15 protein-coding genes are annotated in these 18,796 nt (G+C 48.4%); 10 read left to right on the plus strand and 5 right to left on the minus strand.

The window, feature by feature from the left end; all coding sequences use genetic code 11:
* Nucleotides 1-38 precede the first annotated feature (38 nt).
* Together EL633_RS32675 and EL633_RS32680 are read right to left on the minus strand one after the other, a co-directional pair.
* Entirely contained in the window at nucleotides 39-1,298 is a 1,260-nt protein-coding gene (locus tag EL633_RS32675; protein ID WP_126631397.1) for a macrolide family glycosyltransferase, read from the minus strand.
* Between the two features lie 299 nt (nucleotides 1,299-1,597).
* Nucleotides 1,598-2,230 (minus strand): copper resistance CopC family protein, encoded by a 633-nt coding sequence (locus tag EL633_RS32680; RefSeq protein WP_126631398.1) that lies wholly within the window; start codon nucleotides 2,228-2,230, stop codon nucleotides 1,598-1,600.
* 215 nt (nucleotides 2,231-2,445) lie between these two features.
* On the opposite strand from EL633_RS32680, the gene EL633_RS32685 reads away from it, so the two are divergent.
* Entirely contained in the window at nucleotides 2,446-2,811 is a 366-nt protein-coding gene (locus tag EL633_RS32685; RefSeq protein WP_126631399.1) for a plastocyanin/azurin family copper-binding protein, read from the plus strand.
* A gap of 946 nt (nucleotides 2,812-3,757) precedes the next feature.
* On the opposite strand, the gene EL633_RS32690 is transcribed toward EL633_RS32685, so the two are convergent.
* Nucleotides 3,758-4,027, minus strand: a complete 270-nt coding sequence (locus EL633_RS32690; protein WP_126631400.1) for a hypothetical protein — start codon at nucleotides 4,025-4,027, stop codon at nucleotides 3,758-3,760.
* Nucleotides 4,028-4,270: 243 nt separating this feature from the next.
* Between EL633_RS32690 and EL633_RS32695 the strand changes: the two genes are divergently transcribed.
* From EL633_RS32695 to EL633_RS32725, 8 genes are all read left to right on the plus strand, one after another.
* On the plus strand, nucleotides 4,271-8,023 hold the full coding sequence (locus EL633_RS32695; RefSeq protein ID WP_126631401.1) for an ATP-binding protein: 3,753 nt from the start codon (nucleotides 4,271-4,273) through the stop codon (nucleotides 8,021-8,023).
* 164 nt (nucleotides 8,024-8,187) lie between these two features.
* Entirely contained in the window at nucleotides 8,188-9,081 is an 894-nt protein-coding gene (locus tag EL633_RS32700) for a phytanoyl-CoA dioxygenase family protein (RefSeq protein ID WP_126631963.1), read from the plus strand.
* 189 nt (nucleotides 9,082-9,270) lie between these two features.
* On the plus strand, nucleotides 9,271-9,846 hold the full coding sequence (locus tag EL633_RS32705; protein ID WP_126631402.1) for a nucleotide exchange factor GrpE: 576 nt from the start codon (nucleotides 9,271-9,273) through the stop codon (nucleotides 9,844-9,846).
* A 166-nt stretch (nucleotides 9,847-10,012) separates the two neighbouring features.
* On the plus strand, nucleotides 10,013-11,905 hold the full coding sequence (dnaK, locus tag EL633_RS32710) for a molecular chaperone DnaK (protein ID WP_126631403.1): 1,893 nt from the start codon (nucleotides 10,013-10,015) through the stop codon (nucleotides 11,903-11,905).
* 55 nt (nucleotides 11,906-11,960) lie between these two features.
* On the plus strand, nucleotides 11,961-12,962 hold the full coding sequence (locus EL633_RS32715) for a DnaJ C-terminal domain-containing protein (RefSeq protein WP_126631404.1): 1,002 nt from the start codon (nucleotides 11,961-11,963) through the stop codon (nucleotides 12,960-12,962).
* A 22-nt stretch (nucleotides 12,963-12,984) separates the two neighbouring features.
* Nucleotides 12,985-13,311, plus strand: coding sequence for a chaperone modulator CbpM (locus tag EL633_RS32720; protein ID WP_126631405.1), 327 nt, complete (start codon nucleotides 12,985-12,987; stop codon nucleotides 13,309-13,311).
* 101 nt (nucleotides 13,312-13,412) lie between these two features.
* Entirely contained in the window at nucleotides 13,413-13,547 is a 135-nt protein-coding gene (locus EL633_RS37970; protein WP_281275966.1) for a hypothetical protein, read from the plus strand.
* Nucleotides 13,548-13,850: 303 nt separating this feature from the next.
* Complete coding sequence (locus tag EL633_RS32725) at nucleotides 13,851-14,402, plus strand: hypothetical protein (protein WP_126631406.1); 552 nt, start codon at nucleotides 13,851-13,853, stop codon at nucleotides 14,400-14,402.
* A gap of 69 nt (nucleotides 14,403-14,471) precedes the next feature.
* On the opposite strand, the gene add is transcribed toward EL633_RS32725, so the two are convergent.
* Complete coding sequence (gene add, locus EL633_RS32730; RefSeq protein WP_126631407.1) at nucleotides 14,472-15,518, minus strand: adenosine deaminase; 1,047 nt, start codon at nucleotides 15,516-15,518, stop codon at nucleotides 14,472-14,474.
* A gap of 525 nt (nucleotides 15,519-16,043) precedes the next feature.
* On the opposite strand from add, the gene EL633_RS32735 reads away from it, so the two are divergent.
* Nucleotides 16,044-16,820, plus strand: coding sequence for a gamma-glutamyl-gamma-aminobutyrate hydrolase family protein (locus EL633_RS32735; RefSeq protein ID WP_126631408.1), 777 nt, complete (start codon nucleotides 16,044-16,046; stop codon nucleotides 16,818-16,820).
* A gap of 152 nt (nucleotides 16,821-16,972) precedes the next feature.
* On the opposite strand, the gene EL633_RS32740 is transcribed toward EL633_RS32735, so the two are convergent.
* Nucleotides 16,973-18,604 carry a peptidoglycan D,D-transpeptidase FtsI family protein gene (locus EL633_RS32740; RefSeq protein ID WP_126631409.1) on the minus strand — a complete coding sequence of 544 codons (1,632 nt, stop codon included), beginning with the start codon at nucleotides 18,602-18,604 and terminating at the stop codon, nucleotides 16,973-16,975.
* Nucleotides 18,605-18,796 lie beyond the last annotated feature (192 nt).

Consider the following 18,796-nt stretch of genomic DNA (forward strand, 5'->3'; position numbering starts at 1 on the left):
GAAAGTTAATGGAAGAAGAGTTGATTGCGACCCTGCTGCTAAAAACCACTTTTCGGGGCGAAAGAAGTTACGTGCCTATACGCTTGCCGTGTATGTAGATATTGTAGGATGGCGTCCACGGCCGCGTGTACCCCTCCGGTTTCCGCGATAATGTGTTGCATCTGGCGTGTACGCATGCGGATCTCCGGTTGATGGGCAATGTTCGCCACAGCCATCTGTAAGCTTTCCGCCGTCACCAGTTCAGGCCCCAGTTCCATTCCCAATCCCAACTCAACCACTCTTCTGGCCGTTAGCTCATGTTCCTGTATCTGTGGGACACTAATCAGGGGTACGCCAAATGAGAGGGCCTCCATTGTACTGTTCATGCCCCCATGATTGATAAAAATGCTGGTCCGAGCCAGTATCTCTAGCTGTGGCACATAGGGTTGGACAATAAAATTCTCTGGTATCGGCCCCAGTTCGGCGCGTGTTACTTGTGTTCCAGTCGCCATAACAACCTGCCATGGGGTATTGGCGAAGGCATTGAGACATACTTGATAGAATTTGGGCCGATTATTGAATGAAGTGCCCAATGATATGTAGAGTAGGGGATGATTGCCCAGATGCTCAAGTGGAAAATGGGTGTTATCCTTGCGCGGAAGGATACAGGGGCCAACAAATTTGAAGCGATTATCAAAACTGTTGCCTGCATACTGGAAGGTACGTGGCATGGTTACGAGTGTCAACGGCTCAGCATAGGAGAATATATCGGTGAAATCGAACGGCGTAATGTGATATTCCCGACATAACGAGTTTAATTGATCGTTGATACTATCTCTGCGTTGCCGGTTTTGTTCAGCCTTCTCTGGCTCAAGCGTCGGTGGCGATGGAGCGAACAATTGAAAATACTGATTGATTGCATAACTGCTGCGCACACTGATCGCAGGTACATGCATGATTTGCGCCAGCAGACGGCCCCAGAGCGCCGCCTGTCCATAAATGATGCCATCTGGTCGGAGTCCCTGGAGATCATTGAGGATGTGAGGAAGGAGGGCGCGGCACTCCTGGAGAATGTTTTCACTTAATGTGAGATAGCGCTCGGTACTGCTTTGTGAGCCCATTGCCGCGATCATGGCGTTGAAATCCAGGCTGGAAGTATAGCTCCTGAATAGTGCCCCCGTTGCCTCGATTGGATCCCGAAATTCCGGGGTCAAATAATAGGTGGCCTGTTCGCCACGTGTGATGAGTCCCTGGACGATTGCCAGTGTTGGATTGACATTCCCATGCTGTGGGATGTTAAAACAGAGATATGTTGACATCGAAAGGACTCCTTCGCTCTGATCCGCTCGCTTGCTAACTTTGCTACATGGTCATACAAGGAGTATTTCAACACATCCTGTGTTCAATTTTCACTGCTTGCTTTCTTTATCTTACTTAGAGGAATAGCACATTATTTTAGCGCTGTCAATGTGACTAATCATCTCAATTATAGCTTGCCGTTCAAGCGTATGAGCGCAGTCGCCTGACAGGCTGCCATATTTCTGCCCCTGGCAGCGTTGGGCGTTTACATAAAAAAAGCAGGGAGCCAGTCGACTCCCTGCCTGATTGCTGTAATACATTAGCTCTGGTTAATGGGTGTTTTGGGGGTCTCGGTCGTGGTGGTTGCTGCAGCAGGTTTACTACCTCGGCCAATACCAACGCCTACTCCCAATCCAACGATCAGAGCAATTAATCCTGTAACAATGGGGATCCAGATAGCACCGCTGTTATCGGTTGTAGATTTGGCTGGCGCGGTATTGGACGTTGAGACAGCCGTAGGTTGGGCCTGGGCTGTTGTTTCGCCGGCGGCAGTTCCAACGGTAAAAACAAAGGCTCCTTGATCAGGATCCTCGTCGCCGGCCGATACTGTGGTCCAGCGTACAACATACACGCCATCCTTTTCTGGTTTGATATTGACCGACATCTGATCGGGCTTATTCAAATCTACTTTGGCGTCCCCATCGTTGATCAACTCTCCACTGGGTCCATACACCAGCAGATTGCTATTGGCGGCTCCCGGTTTCATATTTTCGGCCGTTGTGACCGTGATTTTCGTTGGTGCCTGCTTGATCGTCGAGTTTGCCTTTGGATCTGATGAGGTTACTTTCGCGTGAAACGGTGCCGCAAATGAGGTGCCGACCAGTGTCAGAAATAATCCAAGACTGAGCATGGATGCACAAATCAGGTGAATCCGTGAAAGATGTAAACGCATGATACCTTTTCAGGCCTTTCTTCAGTATAAATAAAATGGCTAAGAAATAGAAGCTTTAAGCGCTGCTTCCTTGACGTTACTAATTATCTACTGTGAGCATAAAACTTCCGTGCTTTTTTGTCCATAGGGCCAAGTCCCTATACATACCCCTAAGGTATCCCTTCCCCTTATAATATACTGAAGGAATAATAATATTTTGACGCGAGATGTGAAGAATGAAAAAAGGTATTTTATTTATCTTGCTGGGCTGTATAGCTATGTTAGCTATGCTGACAGGTTGTGGCGACGCAAGTCAGAATCAAGTACATATGAGTGAGACCAACTTTACCCAAAAATCGATTACGATCCATAAAGGAGAAAGTGTAACGCTGATCAATGATAGTCCGGCCATCCATATCATCACCAATGGTAGCTGGGTTGATGGCATGCAGATTCCCAAAGATGAGAAAGGGTCACCCCAGCTCGATGCAACCGTCAATGGCAATGTCAGTCAGGATATTGGACCCTTCAATACGGCCGGAACTTTCCACTTATACTGTACTGTCCATCCAGACATGAACCTGACTGTCATTGTCCAATAATATTTATGATTGCTAATCACGCGCATAATTTGGCTGGTATACCGCATGCATTTTTCCTTTTATGCTGTTGAGCTCTATGCGTTTCCATTAGCGAAAAGTATCAGAAAAACGATCATACTTAGCGTAGGATAAAAAAAGGTCAGCCGAAGCTCGTATTGGCTTCGACTGACCTCCCGCTGTGGCCTTCTTTTGAAGAGAGGAGAATGGATCATGTGGTCATCTGCGCTAGCTGATATGTGGCTGATCCCACTGCTGAACCAAAAAAGCTACTTGTAAGAAAAGATTTGTTTTAAGCTGGCGCTTCCTTTCGCCAATTATTATAGAGTAGAAGTGTAAAAACATAAGGGTTACAGCATTGGTTTAAGACTATAGCGATATTGACGCTCCTACTAGCAACCACTCTAGTAGCAGGTAAGAGTATAGAGGAGCTTGTGTGACGTTTGCTTTACTAACTCTTACACTACTATACATCGCCATAAGTGTTGGGGAAGTTTAGCTGTTTTTATAGGAAATTTTGTTGTTTGCTATGCGTATTGAATAAAAAGTATCTACCAATTTTATTCTTTTAATACGGGCAGGCAAAGATCTACCTTTTAAATGTAGGATATGTGTGTTTGCTCTGAGGCCTCGTGCCTGCGGCGCTGGCTTTTATGTGAGTGGTAGGAAATTGTTGAGCGTGACCGCCCAACAATTTCCTACCACTCACATGATGCTTGATTGCTGTGACCTGTGCCTTGTATGCACTAACGGTACGCTCAATTGCTACAAGTAAGTTCCCTTCAAGGGAAGAGGTAATCACGGGATCTGAGCGTGTGTGGATGGGGCGCATAAATAGGGCCCACTCCTTATTTGTATCTCTATTTCGGATGAGATCTTTTCAGTGAGTGGACCCTATCTATCAGGAGTTCAAAAGGCTAGTGCCTTTTCTGCTGTTCTACTGTGACTATTAGTAGTAGCTGTGATGGTAGTGATGATAGTGATGATAGCGGTAGTGGCGATAGTGGTGATGACTGTGGCCCCCGCTCCCACAATCACTACTCGTACTACTCGTACTACTACTATCTGTACAACCACTATCTCCACAACCGCCGTGGCCACCCTGGACGGCTTCCAACTCTTCTTCAGTCAATTCAATGGCTGCAAGGGAAGTTTCAGTTGCTTGCTTCTGTTCGTCGATGGGGACAAACACTGGTCTGGGTTTTATCTGGAATTTCATATAAAATGTCCTTTCTTGAAAACTGACTGACTGACTGAGTGGCTACAACGATAGTAGTCTATTCAGAGCATAATGATGAAACGTGAAAAATTGCGTGATGCTAGCGTGATAATGTAACCACTTTTTATTTCTGCTCAACTTTGTCAGGCTTACTTGTGCTTGTTATTTTCCGGTGAGAGTAGATATACTATTAGGCGTCATTGGAGGTCTGCTGCAAGTTTGCTGAAGGGAGCTGTATGCTTGATGAGTAGGTTATATATTTCTGTTCTGGGTCAACCGAAAATCTATCATGGAGATATACTGCTCTCGTTTGCAACTCGCAAAGCTCTGGCACTTCTGGCCTATTTAACTATTGAGGGGGGATCGCATTCTCGTACGCAGCTCTCTGAACTCTTTTGGCCTGATAGTGATGCCCATCATGCACATATGTCGTTGCGTGCGATTATTCGTGATCTACGTAGTGTGCTGGGCACTGATAATTCAACTGGACAGTCGCATCTTTTGGGTGACCGCACGGCGCTTGGCATCGATATACAGTCGGATATTGAAGTAGATCTTTATGCTTTTCGTTCAGCCTGCTCGCTAGCTACTACTATTTCGCAGTCCTCCATTATTACGCGTAATCATGATGAAGTACAGGCTGATCTGCTTGCACAATTGCAGCAGGCGGCCAGACTGTATCGCGGCGATATCCTGGCTGGATTTACGTTGTCCGATGCGCCTGACTTCGATACCTGGCTTAGATATCAGCGTGAGCAGTATCATGCTCATATGCATCAGGTTTTTGAGCAACTTTCAGTCTTGTATGCGGCGTCAGGCCTGATTGAGCGGAACCTGGAAACGCTTTTGACCTGGCGCTCCCTGGATCCTTTGCATGAAGCTGCCAATAGCCGTTTGATGCAAGCACACATGGCTGCAGGCCGACGTGTGGCGGCTTTGCGCGCTTATGAGGATTATCGCGAGCTCCTCTGGCAGGAGCAGCAGGTACATCCAACGGCTAGCATGATTTCACTGGCGGAAAGTATCCGCTTAGCTACCTCTACGCTTGCTCAGCATACCCCGGTCAATATGCCAGGCCTATCATCTTCTCATCAGGTTACCCCGCCTGCATCGATGCGCCTTGAAGGACCGTTACTTGGACGAACACAGGAATTTAATCGTTTGATTGAATTTTATCAACTGGCCTCTGAAGGCCGTCCACAGGTAGTATTGATTGAAGGGGATGCCGGTATCGGTAAGACGCGTCTGGTCCTGGAATGGTTGCATTGGGTGCAGACGCAGAAGGCTAGCGTGTTGATTGGCCGTGCTTATAAAACTGGTGGACATCTTCCTTATCAACCTATTATTGAACTGTTGCGGCGGCATATGGAAGAGGAAAATGCGCCTGAGGATCTCTTGCCCGATCTCTGGCTGGCTGAGGTTAGTCGTTTGCTTCCCGAATTACGCGAGCGGTACCCTGATCTTGCACCTCCAGTTGAGGATGTGACTGTCGCGCAGGCCCATCTTTTTGAAGCTATTGCTCGCTTGCTACAGGCCTGGGCGCAACGCTCCCCGCTTGTTCTTTTTATCGATGATCTACAATGGGCTGATACTTCCAGCTTTGATCTGTTGCATTATATGTTGCGTTTCTGGCAGGAGCAGCAGACAGCGGTCTGCCTGATTTTGACACAGCGCAATGATGAATCTTATCTGTTGTCGGAGCGGCAGGATTGGTTTGAGGAGGTTGAGCGTTTCTCTCCTCTGGCTCGATTTTCACTTCAGGCGCTGACGAAAGAGGATGTACGGGATCTCTTGCGCCAGCTAGTACACTATCAGCCTGCTCCATCGTCTCAATTTGCCGGAGAGACTGATGGCAAGCTTGAAAAGGTCGCCTCATGGCTATTTGGCTATACAAGCGGTCAACCTTTCTATCTCTTGGAGACGTTAAATGCGCTGGCAGATCTGGAGATCCTGAAGCGTCCGTTGACGGATGGTGGTGGCTGGCGGTTGGATGTGTCGGATGCTTGCCAGCATTCTGATCATCTCTGCCATATCGTGCCTTCGAGCGTACGGGTGCTGCTGGAGAGCCGGATCAGGAAGCTGTCGAGCACCGGGAAAGAATTACTGGTGGCGGTAGCTGTATTTGGACGAGGCTGTACGTTTGAGCAGTTGTGCCAGGTTGCTGCGCTCGCAGATAAAGATGCTTTACAGGCCCTGGATGAAGTGTTGAACTGCGGAATGCTGTGGGTGACTGGTAGTGTTCAAGGACACTTTTTGTATACTTTTCGGCATGAAATTATTCGCCAGGCGGTATATAGTAGCTTGAGTGATGCGCGTCGCCAGTTGTTACATCGACAAATCTTGCATATCCTTGTTGTCGAGCAGGCTTCGGCGGCCTGCCTGGCCTATCACTCATTAGAGGCTGGTTACCATGAACAATCGTTTGAGTATGCGGTCATCGCAGGTACTGAGGCCTGCGAGTTATATGCATTGCAAGATGCGATTGGTTACTTTGAGCAGGCCCGACGCCTTCTGAATGCATGTACTGATGAGCGCTGTTCTGTATCGTTTAAGAGTAACCGGGTACAGGAATTGTATACCTATCTGGGTTGTTGCTATCAGATCAGAAATGAGCTGGATCGAGCTCAGCAAATCCATGAAGAAATGCTTACTTATGCTCGCGCAACGAAACAAGCTACCATTGAATGCGCGGCCCTGAACTGTCTGGCCGTTCTGGCTACGCGTGAGCGCTTTGATCTTCAAGCTGTCAAGCAACTGCTGCTTGAGGCGTGGCAGATAGCCCGGGAACACCATGATCAGATTGGACAGGCTGAGTCGGCCTGGAATCTGGCTCAATTAAGTGGTTATAGTCGAGATCTGGCGGCTGAAGGTATTTCGGGTGAGCAGGCTCTGTATGTGGCGCGTCAGCTTAAGCGTCCTGAAATTATTATGCGCAGTATCGGTGGTATCATGAATACTAATGCGCGTACACGTGATTGGGAGGATGAGCGTATCATTGTTTCTCCGGATGAGGCTGCCTTTTATGCCGAGGAGGCCGCCACTCTCTATGCTATGCTGGGTAATCGTGTGGTCGAGGCTGATTGTTTGTGCATGCTGGCTGAGTCGCGTATCCATGCTGGACGTGCCGGTGAAGCCATTGAGCTATTACGTCGGGCCCATGCTTTAAGTGTGCAGGAGCATGATTGCTGGGGCCATGCCTTGAGTTCGTGTCGCCTGGGCTGGGCGTTGCAGGAATGTGGCTATTATGAAGAGGCCCTGCAGAGCTGTCAGGAAGCTTTGCCTGTGGCACGTGGCCTGGACATTTCGCCGTTAATCTTTGGTTGCCTGGCTGTCATGGGAGCTATCAATCTAGCGCTGCTACGTCCGGATGAAGCGTTTAAGAATTTTATGGAAGCCTGCGCGCTGAATGAGCATTTTACTAACCAGCCGTATACGGAATTTTTGGCCCGTAAGCTGTGCGAGGTGAGTATGCTCAAAGGTGATCTGGCCGACGCTTATAGCTATGCTCGTCAGGCGTTGCGTGTGCGTGATGATTCAACGTCTGTTGTGGGCCTGACGCGTTGGTTTGAGACGCTGGCCTTACTCCAGCATCATGATTATGCGGTGGCCCGGGATGACGCTATTGAATTTGGTTGCCGTATTAATGATAATCGTCGTTATCGCCTCTGTTATCTCCATTGTCTGGCCATCCTGTCCCATTATGAAGGGAAGTCGACCCTGGCACTTACCTATGTGCATGAGGCTTTACAACTGGCAGAAGAGTTGAATCTTCCCGGTGAAGCCTGGCCATTGCATATTTTGCAGTCTGAATTATATACATATATGCAGCAACCAGACGCAGCGCAATTGTCGCTGGATCAAGCCTGGCGTATCCAGCAAGAATTGGTGACGCGTGTCCATGATCCTGTCCTGAAAAAAGATTTTCAGGCAAGCCTCCAAAACATTGCCTGGCCCAGTCATGTGCAGCCAGACCTGCGGCCCATTGATCAGTTTTAAACCAATCTCCTGCCAGACTTTTTGCGCGTGATGATCTTTCCTCCAGGACATTTCTCCATAATATAAGTATACTTACTTTTATATGGAAAAGGCATGCTAGCTTTCTCATCATGTATTTATATCGATTGGACTTTGCAAAGGAGGGAATCTCTGTGAGTACTCAGATGCGTTCACTATCGTTGGTGAGCAACGGCTATACCCTTTCGCAATCCCCCCAACGCCTGGGATGGTTGGAACCAACTGATCCGGCTTCGCCGCTGGAGCAGTTACGCGAGAAGTATCGTGCCCATGGCTATCTCTGGCTGAAAGGCATCCTCGATCGTGATCGGGTCCTGGCCTTTCGCCGCCGCTTCTTTGAGTTGCTCCAGGTTAGCGGTATGCTTGCGCCTGCTACAGACCCCGTTGAAGGGTTGTATTCAGGCCAAATCGAGCAGAAAGAGCTGGCCCATCAACTGTTTATGGAGTTTCATCGCAGTCCCGCATACGAGGCATTCTGTACCTCGCCTGAAATAATCAAATTTTATCAGGCATTTCTGGATGGCCCGGTCTATTTGCATAAGCGCAAACTTATCCGTTACAATGTGCCAGGAGATGCTAAAACCACGGGTGCCCATTATGATCTGGTCTATCTACGCGGTGGGACGGATCGTTTATGTAGTAGCTGGATTCCTTTGGGCGATATCCCGGTTGAGGTTGGTGGATTGGTCTATCTGGAGGGATCGGATGCGCTGGGTCGCAAAATGGAGGCTGAATTTTCGCTCAAAAACGCTGATCTGCCTCCCGAGGAGCGGATCAGTGCTTTTAATAAAAACATGCGTGAAGGTTGGCTGACAAGCGATCTGCCTGAACTGGCTGAGCGCATCCAGAGCCGCTGGCTGATCGCGGACTATGAGGCTGGAGATATGGTGGTCCATAGCCCTTATATGATCCATGCGGCCACCGTCAATTATGATGCTCTCAACAGGATACGTTTGTCGACCGATATTCGCTATCAGCGTAGTGATGATGCTATAGATATGCGCTGGAAGAATCATTATTTTCCTGGGGATATGTTATAACCATCTATGCGTTCCATAAGAAAATTGCAGGCAGCTTGCTTTTACAGATGGGTTAAAGCTAGCTGTCTGTATACACTATTTCTCCCTAAATCGTGTCTGGTACAGCACCAGATTGAAATCAAAATCCCATCAATGTAGAAATACCATGTATCCTCTCGTGCATGGTCGAAATAGAAAGGATGAGTAAGTATGCAGAATAGTGATGCCGAGCAGCCCAAAGAAACCGATGTGCAGGATGAGAAGCTGACCGAGGAGACAGCAGGGGAGGAGGAGATAAACGCGGCTCCGGATGCGGTTTCAGAGCAACTGGCTGCTGAACAACAAAAGTCGGCGGAATACCTGGATCTCTTGCAGCGCACGCAGGCTGATTTTGCCAACTTTAAGCGTCGGACGCGTCAGGAAATGGCCGATACCCGCACTAATGCTCAGGCGGCCTTGATTGAGCGCTTGTTGCCTGTACTGGATGATCTGGGACGTGTCATGGCTTCTGCCCCCCCAGAACTGGCTGATCATTCCTGGGCGCAGGGCGTGATGCTGGCTTCCCGCCAGCTCAGCAATACCTTGGAACAACTGGGATTGAAAGAGCTAGGCGTGCCCGGTGAGCCATTTGATCCTTATAAACATGAGGCATTGTTGCGCGCGCCAAGTACTGAGTATCCAGAGGACACAATTGTTCAGGTTGTACGTCCTGGCTATAGCATGGGTGAACGCATTCTGCGTCCGGCCCAGGTTTTCGTTTCCAGTGGTCCAGTCGATCAAGCATAATCCTAATGCGTGTCCTATATTGGTGTGTATAATGAGGCATAAGCTCTATCATTAGCGGAGAAATCTTCTTGTGCGTTGTTTGTAGGGTGGTGATCATTTGTAGAAGCGTACCACATATGTGGTTACAGTATCTATGCATGTATGTGTGTGAAGGGAGCAAGATGATATGGCCAAGGTGATTGGTATTGATTTAGGAACCACCAATTCGGCGGCGGCAGTGATTGAGGGCGGCGAGCCCACGATGCTAGAGAATAGCGAGGGCTCGCGCCTGACCCCTTCGGTTGTGGCGATTACAAAAAACGGGGAGCGTCTGGTTGGTCAGGTTGCCAAAAGACAGGCTGTGACGAATCCTGAAAATACGGTGTTCTCTGTAAAGCGTTTGATGGGCCGTAAATTTGATGATCCAGAGGTGCAGCGTTCTCTGAAGGAGATGCCTTATAAGATTACGCGGGCCGCCAATGGTGATGTGCGCATTGTGCTGGCTGGCCGTGAGTATAGTCCGCCAGAAATTTCAGCCATGATCTTGCAGAAGTTGCGCACGGATGCTGAGACGAAGCTGGGTGAGAAGATTACTCAGGCGGTAATTACGGTACCGGCTTACTTTAATGATACGCAGCGTCAGGCAACTAAAGATGCTGGCACGATTGCTGGCCTGGAGGTGTTGCGTATTATCAATGAGCCGACCGCCGCTTCTCTGGCCTATGGATTGGACAAGAAGAAGGACGAGACGATCGCGGTCTATGATCTGGGCGGCGGTACCTTTGATATCTCCATCCTGCAATTGGGTGAAGGTGTTTTTGAGGTGAAGGCTACCAATGGTGATACCCATCTGGGTGGTGATGATTTTGATCAACATATCATCAACTGGTTGGCCGACGAATTTAAGCGCGAGCAAGGTATTGATCTACGCAACGATCGTATGGCTCTCCAACGCTTGAAAGAGGCGGCCGAGCGAGCCAAGATCGAGCTTTCCACGGTGCAGCAGACTGAGATCAATCTCCCCTTTATTACCGCCGATAGTAGCGGTCCTAAACACCTTGTGATTACCCTGACCCGTCCAAAGTTGGAACAACTGGTCGGTGATCTGATCGAGAAAACACGTGAGCCGGTTATGAAGGCCTTAAAAGATGCGGGTATTGATGCCAAACAGATTGATGAAGTGGTGCTGGTTGGTGGTCAGACCCGTATGCCGGCTGTGGTGGAGATGGTGAAGAGCATCTTCAACAAGGAACCTCATAAGGGTGTCAATCCAGATGAGGTGGTGGCGATCGGCGCGGCGATCCAGGCCGGTGTGTTGCAGGGAGATGTGAAAGATGTTTTGTTGCTGGATGTGACGCCGTTGTCGCTGGGCGTTGAGACGTTGGGCGGTATGATGACGCCTTTGATCGAGCGTAACACCACAATTCCTGCTCGTAAGAGTGAGATGTTCAGTACGGCTGATGATAACCAGTCAGCCGTCGAAATCCATGTTCTGCAAGGCGAACGTAAGTTGGCCCACGATAATAAGAGCCTGGGCCATTTCAAGCTTGAAGGTATCGCGCCTGCGCCACGTGGGGTACCGCAGATTGAGGTGGTCTTCGACATTGACGCCAACGGTATCCTCAATGTTACGGCTCGCGATAAAGCCACGGGTAAAGAGCAAAAAATCACCATTACAGCATCTAGTGGTCTCTCCAAGAGCGATGTCGAGCGTATGGTACGTGAGGCTCAAGAGCATGCGCAGGAAGATCAGCGCCGTAAAGAAGAGATTGATCTACGCAACCGGGCTGATACTATTGCTTATCAGGCTGAGCGTACGTTAAAAGATGCAGCTGATAAGATCTCGGCTACCTTGCGTACCGAGATTGAGGATAAAGTGAAAACTGTACGCGATGCCCTTGCCAGCAATGATCAGGGGCGCATCCGCACGAGTTCAGAGGAGCTAGAGCAGAGTTTACAACGGGTTGGCCAGGAAGTCTATAGCCAGACTGGAGCCTCTGATGGTTCTGCCACTGCCAATCCATCTTCCCGTCCTGAAGACGATTCAGGGACTATCGAGGGAGAGTTTCGTGAAGTCTAGTTCTGTGCTGTTTTGTACTTCTTTTTGCGTAGTGTAGAAAGAAAGCGATTGTAAAATGGCTGTAGATTATAAGGATTATTATAAGATCTTAGGGGTTAGCAAGGATGCTACCCAGAAGGAGATCCAACGTGCTTTTCGTCGTCTGGCCCGCCAATATCATCCTGATGTGAATCCGGACAATAAAGAGGCGGAAAGCAAGTTTAAGGAAATTAACGAGGCCAATGAAGTCCTTTCTGATCCTGAGAAGCGTAAAAAGTATAATGAGATGAGTGATTACTATCAGCGTTATGGTGTCTGGCCGGGTGCCGGTCAACCAGCTGGCGCGGGCACTGCAGGACGGGGCGCGGGCGGTTTTGCTGGTGGTAATTATCAGTATCAGACTATGAACGAGGAGGACCTTGAGGATCTATTTGGTGGGGCCTCGCCGTTTTCAGATTTCTTTGAGACATATTTTCATTCCGCTGGCCCTGGTGGGGGTAGGCGCCGTTCATATGCACGGGGTGGTCCTCGTCCCTCGGCCCGTAGTATGGCTGGACAGGATATTGAGGCTGATGTGGAGGTCTCTTTGCGTGAGGCCTATCAAGGGAGTCAGCGTGTCCTTGAGCTGGCCGAGCAAAATGGGGGGACGCGCCGTCTTGAGGTGAAGATTCCCCCTGGTGTAGATGATGGCGCTCGTATCCGTGTTTCAGGACAGGGTACGGAGGGTAATCCACGTGGCAATCTGTACCTGCGAGTACACGTGCTTCCCGACCCTCAGTTTACCCGCGATGGTACTACTTTGCGCACGACGGTCCATGCTCCGTTGACCACCGTTATGCTCGGTGGTGAGATCCCTGTACCTTTGCCCGATGGACGCCGGCTGATGTTGCGTATACCTGCTGGCACTGATGATGGTCGTGCGTTGCGCCTGCGTGGCCAGGGCATGCCACAAACAGGCCATCCAGAGACACGTGGCGATCTCTATGCCGAGATCCATGTAAGCCTGCCGACCCACCTCACCGAAGATCAGCGTAGCCGTTTTGAAGACTTTGCCAAATCGCTGGATGCGGCTGGTTAAATAGTAGAGGGAGAATTGCCCTATGTCTGAACCAATTTCAACCCGCCTCACAAAAATTGTTGTACGCAGCCAGCAAGAATCTTATACCTATACTGAACAAGAGATCCTGGAATACAGTCATCTGGAACAACCATTTGTGCTGTATCTCTTTGAATGTGGCTTGATTGGCAGCCATGATAGTGCTAGCCAGGAACACCATTATAGTGAAAGCGATCTACTGCTGTTGCGCCGTGCCCAACGCCTGCAGCGCGATCTGGATATCAACCTGGAAGGTATCGAAGTCATCCTGCGCCTGCTTGCCCGTATCGAAGAGCTACAACGCACCCTATCCCAGCGTCCCGAATCATAGCCGCAGCTTTTGAGTTCAATACATCTCACGTAGGATTTTCGCCTGGAATAGATGGACTGGATCATATTTAAGCGACCGAACCGTGTAGCGAGGAGACGTCAATGTCCCTGAGCATGACCATGGTGGGTCTGAAATATCACTACGTGAGATGTATTAGCCACAAGGACCGCGTACCATTGATCCCGACAACGATTATTGATCAGTCTATTCTATTGATTGGCTTGATTCAATGGTAATATGCTCTAGTTATGAATTCAATGTTAGAACATCTTATAATTTAAGAGAACAGATCATAAAACAATTGATAGAGCATATGTAGTAACCTGACTCTTATTTTTTGCCGATGACACAATGGATGCGCCATTTCTCATGATCGCCATCGGATTGCTTGATTTCCATGTTATATCCCTTCCAAAATGGTATTTTTTCACTGCAATTTTTGCATACTTGTATATACTTATATCATCTTTATTCACCCTTCGTTAAAATATCAATATAAGTCATCTTTTCAATTATGTATTATAAAGGGAAGGAAATATATGTCACAGCAGCAAGAACATGAGCGATTTTACGCAGGAATTGACTCTCCTCATACTTATACTTCTGATACCCATGAGCCAGTACATATTGCCGATAAGCCAAGTATTTTTATTGATTTTCGTTTTCTCGTAGCGCTCAACTCCATCATTATTCTTATGATTCCTGCTATCATCAGCATCGTTTTGAGCTTTCTCATTTTTGACCTCGCCACAATTGGACATGGGGGAGACGCTTCCATTTTGCTCTTGCTTCTGCCCTTGAGTCTTGCAGGTATGTTTGCCAGTCTTCTCCATGGATGGAATACACGCATGGATCGTAAATCCAAAAATACGCGCTCTGGCAAAATTTCTATTAACCCACCTGTCCCTCTGGCTCAACGCATTACCCTGGGACTGCTGTCACTATTATTAGCGGGCATTACAATTCTGCAAATAATAACGTATACCCGCGTGCTAGAATCTCGATTGCCGTTTATCGTAATTACTATCGCGATTGCTGTCGTGTTGAATTGGTCAGCTCTGTGGATCCAGCGCTCGTTTTATCGACGGTAGGCGTTACATCAATCCAAATTAATATAAGCTATGGGAATCATGCTTGCTTACATGATCCCATCATTACTTTTAGCTGAGTGTTTCTTTTAGACGATCAAACTCAGATTCGAATTCGGCTAATAGTACTTGCTTACGCTCTGGTGTTAGAAAGCTGTGGCGAATGCCGTTGAGCAGTAGTTGGTTGATGCTTGCTACATCTAACTGGAAGGCGCTATGGAGTAGACCGATCTCTGTATTTAATGTGGTATTGAAGAGGGGGGGATCATCGCTATTGATGGTCAGGGGAATGCCAGCTGCCAGTAGTTGTGGCAGGGGATGATGCTTGTAATCGGGATAAATGCCCAGACGGATGTTGCTGGTGGGAGAGACTTCCAGCGGAATCTGGTTTTCAGCGAGATAGTCGATGAGGGCTGGATCTTCAATTGAGCGTACACCATGGCCGATGCGTTCGGCTCCCAGTTCGCGTATCGCTCCCCAGACGCTCTCAGGACCACTTACTTCTCCGGCGTGTGGGACGCTGTGCAGGCCGGCGGCTCTGGCTTGTTCAAACCAGGGTTTAAACCATTGCGGTGGAAAGCCAGTTTCGTAGCCACCTAAGCCAATTCCAATGACTCCATTTTGCATTCCCTCGACCGCGACTTTGACGGTGTAATCAGCACGTTTGGAGTCGCCATAGCCTTTAGCCGCATCGCGTACAATATCGAAGATCCAGTTGATCTCAACCCCAAAATCCCTCCGGGCGCGCTCACGGCCTCGTGTCAGACCACCAAAATAGGTATCGAATGTTATACCTTTGATTATACCGTGGAAGCAGGCCGAGAAGGTAACTTCAGCATAGCGCACATGCTGTTGTGCCATCGTTTCGGCAAATTCGTAGACCACCAATTCATAATCTTCACTGGTCTGCAGACAGCGCGAAATCGAAACATAGACTTCAACAAAGTGTGGAAAGTCCCTGAATGCAAACCATTTTTGCGCCTCAGCTACAGTTTTGACTGGAAGTTCTCTATTATTTCTCTCGGCCAGCTTCAACAGTGTCTCCGGTCGAATCGCACCTTCCAAATGGACGTGTAATTCTGCCTTGGGCGCGGCCAATAGGTATTTATCAATGGGCATAGTGTTTGTCTACTCCTAGAAATAGTTTGTTCTTAGTATAGCAGCAAGAGAATTTAAATTGTAACGTGAGGTCGCAGAAAAGGTCCTGAATACCCATTAATCAAAATATACTAAATGGTCCTGGTTGCTTGACAGATATTATTAAGTAAATGTAAAACATTAGTAAGAGCAATTTCCTCAGTACGATTTCTGAACAAGTCACTGACGACCTCAATTCTTTTTACTCATGATTTCTGAGTTTAGAGATAAACTCAATTTTTGGGAAATCATGCAACACAATTGCACGAGCAGCGCTAGCTGCGTGTAAAATAGCTTTTCAAATGTCTCATATTCAATCTTCCGAACGTGGATAGCCATGGAAAGTTATATTCGTACTGACTTTTGGTTGCGGATGGCGGTGGCAAAAAGGGTTTTTATCTGATTTTATAGGAAAGAAGCTCATTACCGCGCTAAAAGTGCTTAAAAAGGGAATAATCAAACGTATTCATATGTTATAGAAAATATAGATAGATAGGAGTGGTGAGAATGCGACCGTTAATTGGTGTTCCGAGTCGAACTGGGGTGAGGGGAGAAAATGCTGAGAAGCCTGTCTACTACAGTAACAAATCCTATATACATGCGGTTGAGAGTGCTGGTGGCGTACCCGTTATTATTCCGATCATGAATGATTATGAGAGTCTCCGTTCTTTACTTTTCCGCTTGGATGGCTTACTGCTGTCAGGTGGCATTGATGTACACCCCAATACCTATAAAGAAGAAGCAACTATTGATTTAAGCGAGACTGATGCAGAGCTGGATAAGCTAGAATTATCTCTGGCTCATTGGGCCTGGCAGGAAGATATACCCACTTTGGGAATTTGCCGTGGCATGCAACTGATGAATGTCTCACTTGGTGGCAGCCTGTATCAGGATTTAGCTACTGGTTATGAGGGTGATCTCCTCAAGCATGCAAACTGGCAACTACCACGCAACGAGACTGTGCATAGTGTGAGTATTACTCCAGGCAGCCGTATGCGAGAAGTGCTGGGCGTGGATAAAATCCTTGTGAATAGCTTACACCATCAGGCTGTCAAGAATCTGGGCAAAGGTATTGTTGCCAGTGGCCTGGCTGAAGATGGTATCGTCGAATTACTAGAGATCCCCGAGCGCAGCTTTATGCTGGCGGCTCAATGCCATCCAGAAGAGCTTTACTCTGATAATCCTGTCTGGTCCCGCTTGTTCCAGGCATTTGTGGATGCTTCCAGCGATAAGATGGGCCGGCAAATGGACACGCTAGCAAGCGTCATGCGAGCCAGTGCTTAAGAAATCTCAATAATATGACGAGAAAAGCTCTCCTTTCCTACTTTTCCGGTAGCGCAAGGAGAGCTTTTCTTATTGAGATTTTCTGTGTAAGAAAGAGGCCAGCAACATTTCTCATTGGAAATGTTGCTGGCCTCTTTCTTTGTACTAGTGGCTTATTTATGCTGCCATAGTTGCGTATTATTACAATAGGTTTCTGAATAGATTGGTGCCGGCGTATTGGTTTTGACATAGCCCTTGGCGAAGATTTCGTTGTACATCTTCCAGATGCTAGGACCAGCCGCGTAGGCGCCTTCACCGCCGTTCTCACGCATCGCCACAATCGTCAATGCAGGCATCTGATCGGCGTTATGCAGAGTAAAGGGAGCCTGGGTAATCATCCAGCCGTGAGCCGGTAAGCCGCCGCCAACTTCGGCGGTTCCCGTTTTGCCTACAACCACGGATTGATAGCCCAGATTTTGGCTGAGATGCCAGCCACTCCCACAGGTGGTAACCGCGGCCATGGCTTGTCGCACCTGATAAGCCGTATCCTTGCTGACGACTGTATTTAACTCTTCGGGAGCCATAGTTTGCAACGGATTTTTATTGGTGTCGGTAATTTTGGAGACCACCATTGGACGCATCAGCACGCCATTATTGGCGACCGTATTATCAATCATTGACATTTGCAGGGGGGTCATATCGACCACCCCCTGTCCATAGGCATTGGAGGCCAGTTGGAGCGTCGTGAGTGGGTTGCCATTGCTATTCTCTACACTACTTTTGGTGGTGGGGAGGTCAAAACGATCATCCTGGCCAATATAGAGCTTTTTGGCATACTCTAGCCATTTATCCAGACCAGTTTTGACACCAAGCTGAGCAAACACGATATTATCAGAGTTGGCATAGGCAAATTCGGTCGTGATGGGGAAATGGAAAACAAACTCTCCAAAACCCAGGTTGTCGCCAAAAATTTGGCGACCATCATAGACCAGAGGCCCCATCGCGCCTTTCTTGTCCCATGGATGGTCCAGGGTCGTCGTACCAGAATCCAGGGCGGCCATTAAGGTCATGGTTTTAAAGGTTGATCCTGGTGAGTAGCGTGCTTTTAATGGCCGATCCAGCAGCGGCTGTTCAGGATCTTTGGCGAGCTGGTTGTAATAGTTATAATCTCCGGCACCTAGCGTCTGTACCAATTTATTGGGATCATAGCCCGGCGAACTGACCATAGCCAGCAGTCCCCCGGTATGCGGATCCGTGATCACGACCGAGCCTTTGTTTGAGGCTACAGCCTGTCCAGCTGCATAGGGCAGGTGATAGAATGGATCGGTGTCGGGATTATACTCATTGAACTTCTCGACCGCGATTTTCTGGATGCGCTCATCGATGGTTAGATAGATATCATTGCCGACCGGCGATTTGTGGAGCGCCTTATTGACCTGGTTATCCAGGGCAGTGCGACCGCTGTTTCCTGTGAGGACATCGTTATACTGGCCTTCAATGCCTGGAATAAACGACCCGGGCGCGTAGTAGCCAATCACAGCTGCTAGCGATGGATCAGTATAACGGCGGATATATCCTCCGCAGGCGTTGTTATCCGGCACGGACTCCGCGAGCAGGACTCCGTTGCGATCAAAGATACGCCCACGCATGGGCGAGTTTTCACGCAAACATTTGCGTGGATTGTGTACGGTGGCTACGACATTGTCCGCTTTTACTACTTGCCAATATACCAATCCACCACTTAAAGCCACGAATAATATCACAAAGATATAAGTTAGTTTTCGTATGCTATTACTAATATTCATCAAAGGCACCCTTTTATCCTGATACCTGCAGTACGTGTAATTAGAGGCGATCTCTGTCAGTTTACCATCCGCATGCGGTTGCTGCAAGCATTGCGCCGAATGGTCGCCCAGTTTTCCTATGTCAGGCTTACCCCTGGCGCGTCTCAATCTCGTCCATTCGTGTTGAATAGTACCCGTCCATGGACCAAATAA

Origin of the sequence: Dictyobacter alpinus (assembly GCF_003967575.1) — a bacterium.
GTDB lineage: Bacteria > Chloroflexota > Ktedonobacteria > Ktedonobacterales > Ktedonobacteraceae > Dictyobacter > Dictyobacter alpinus.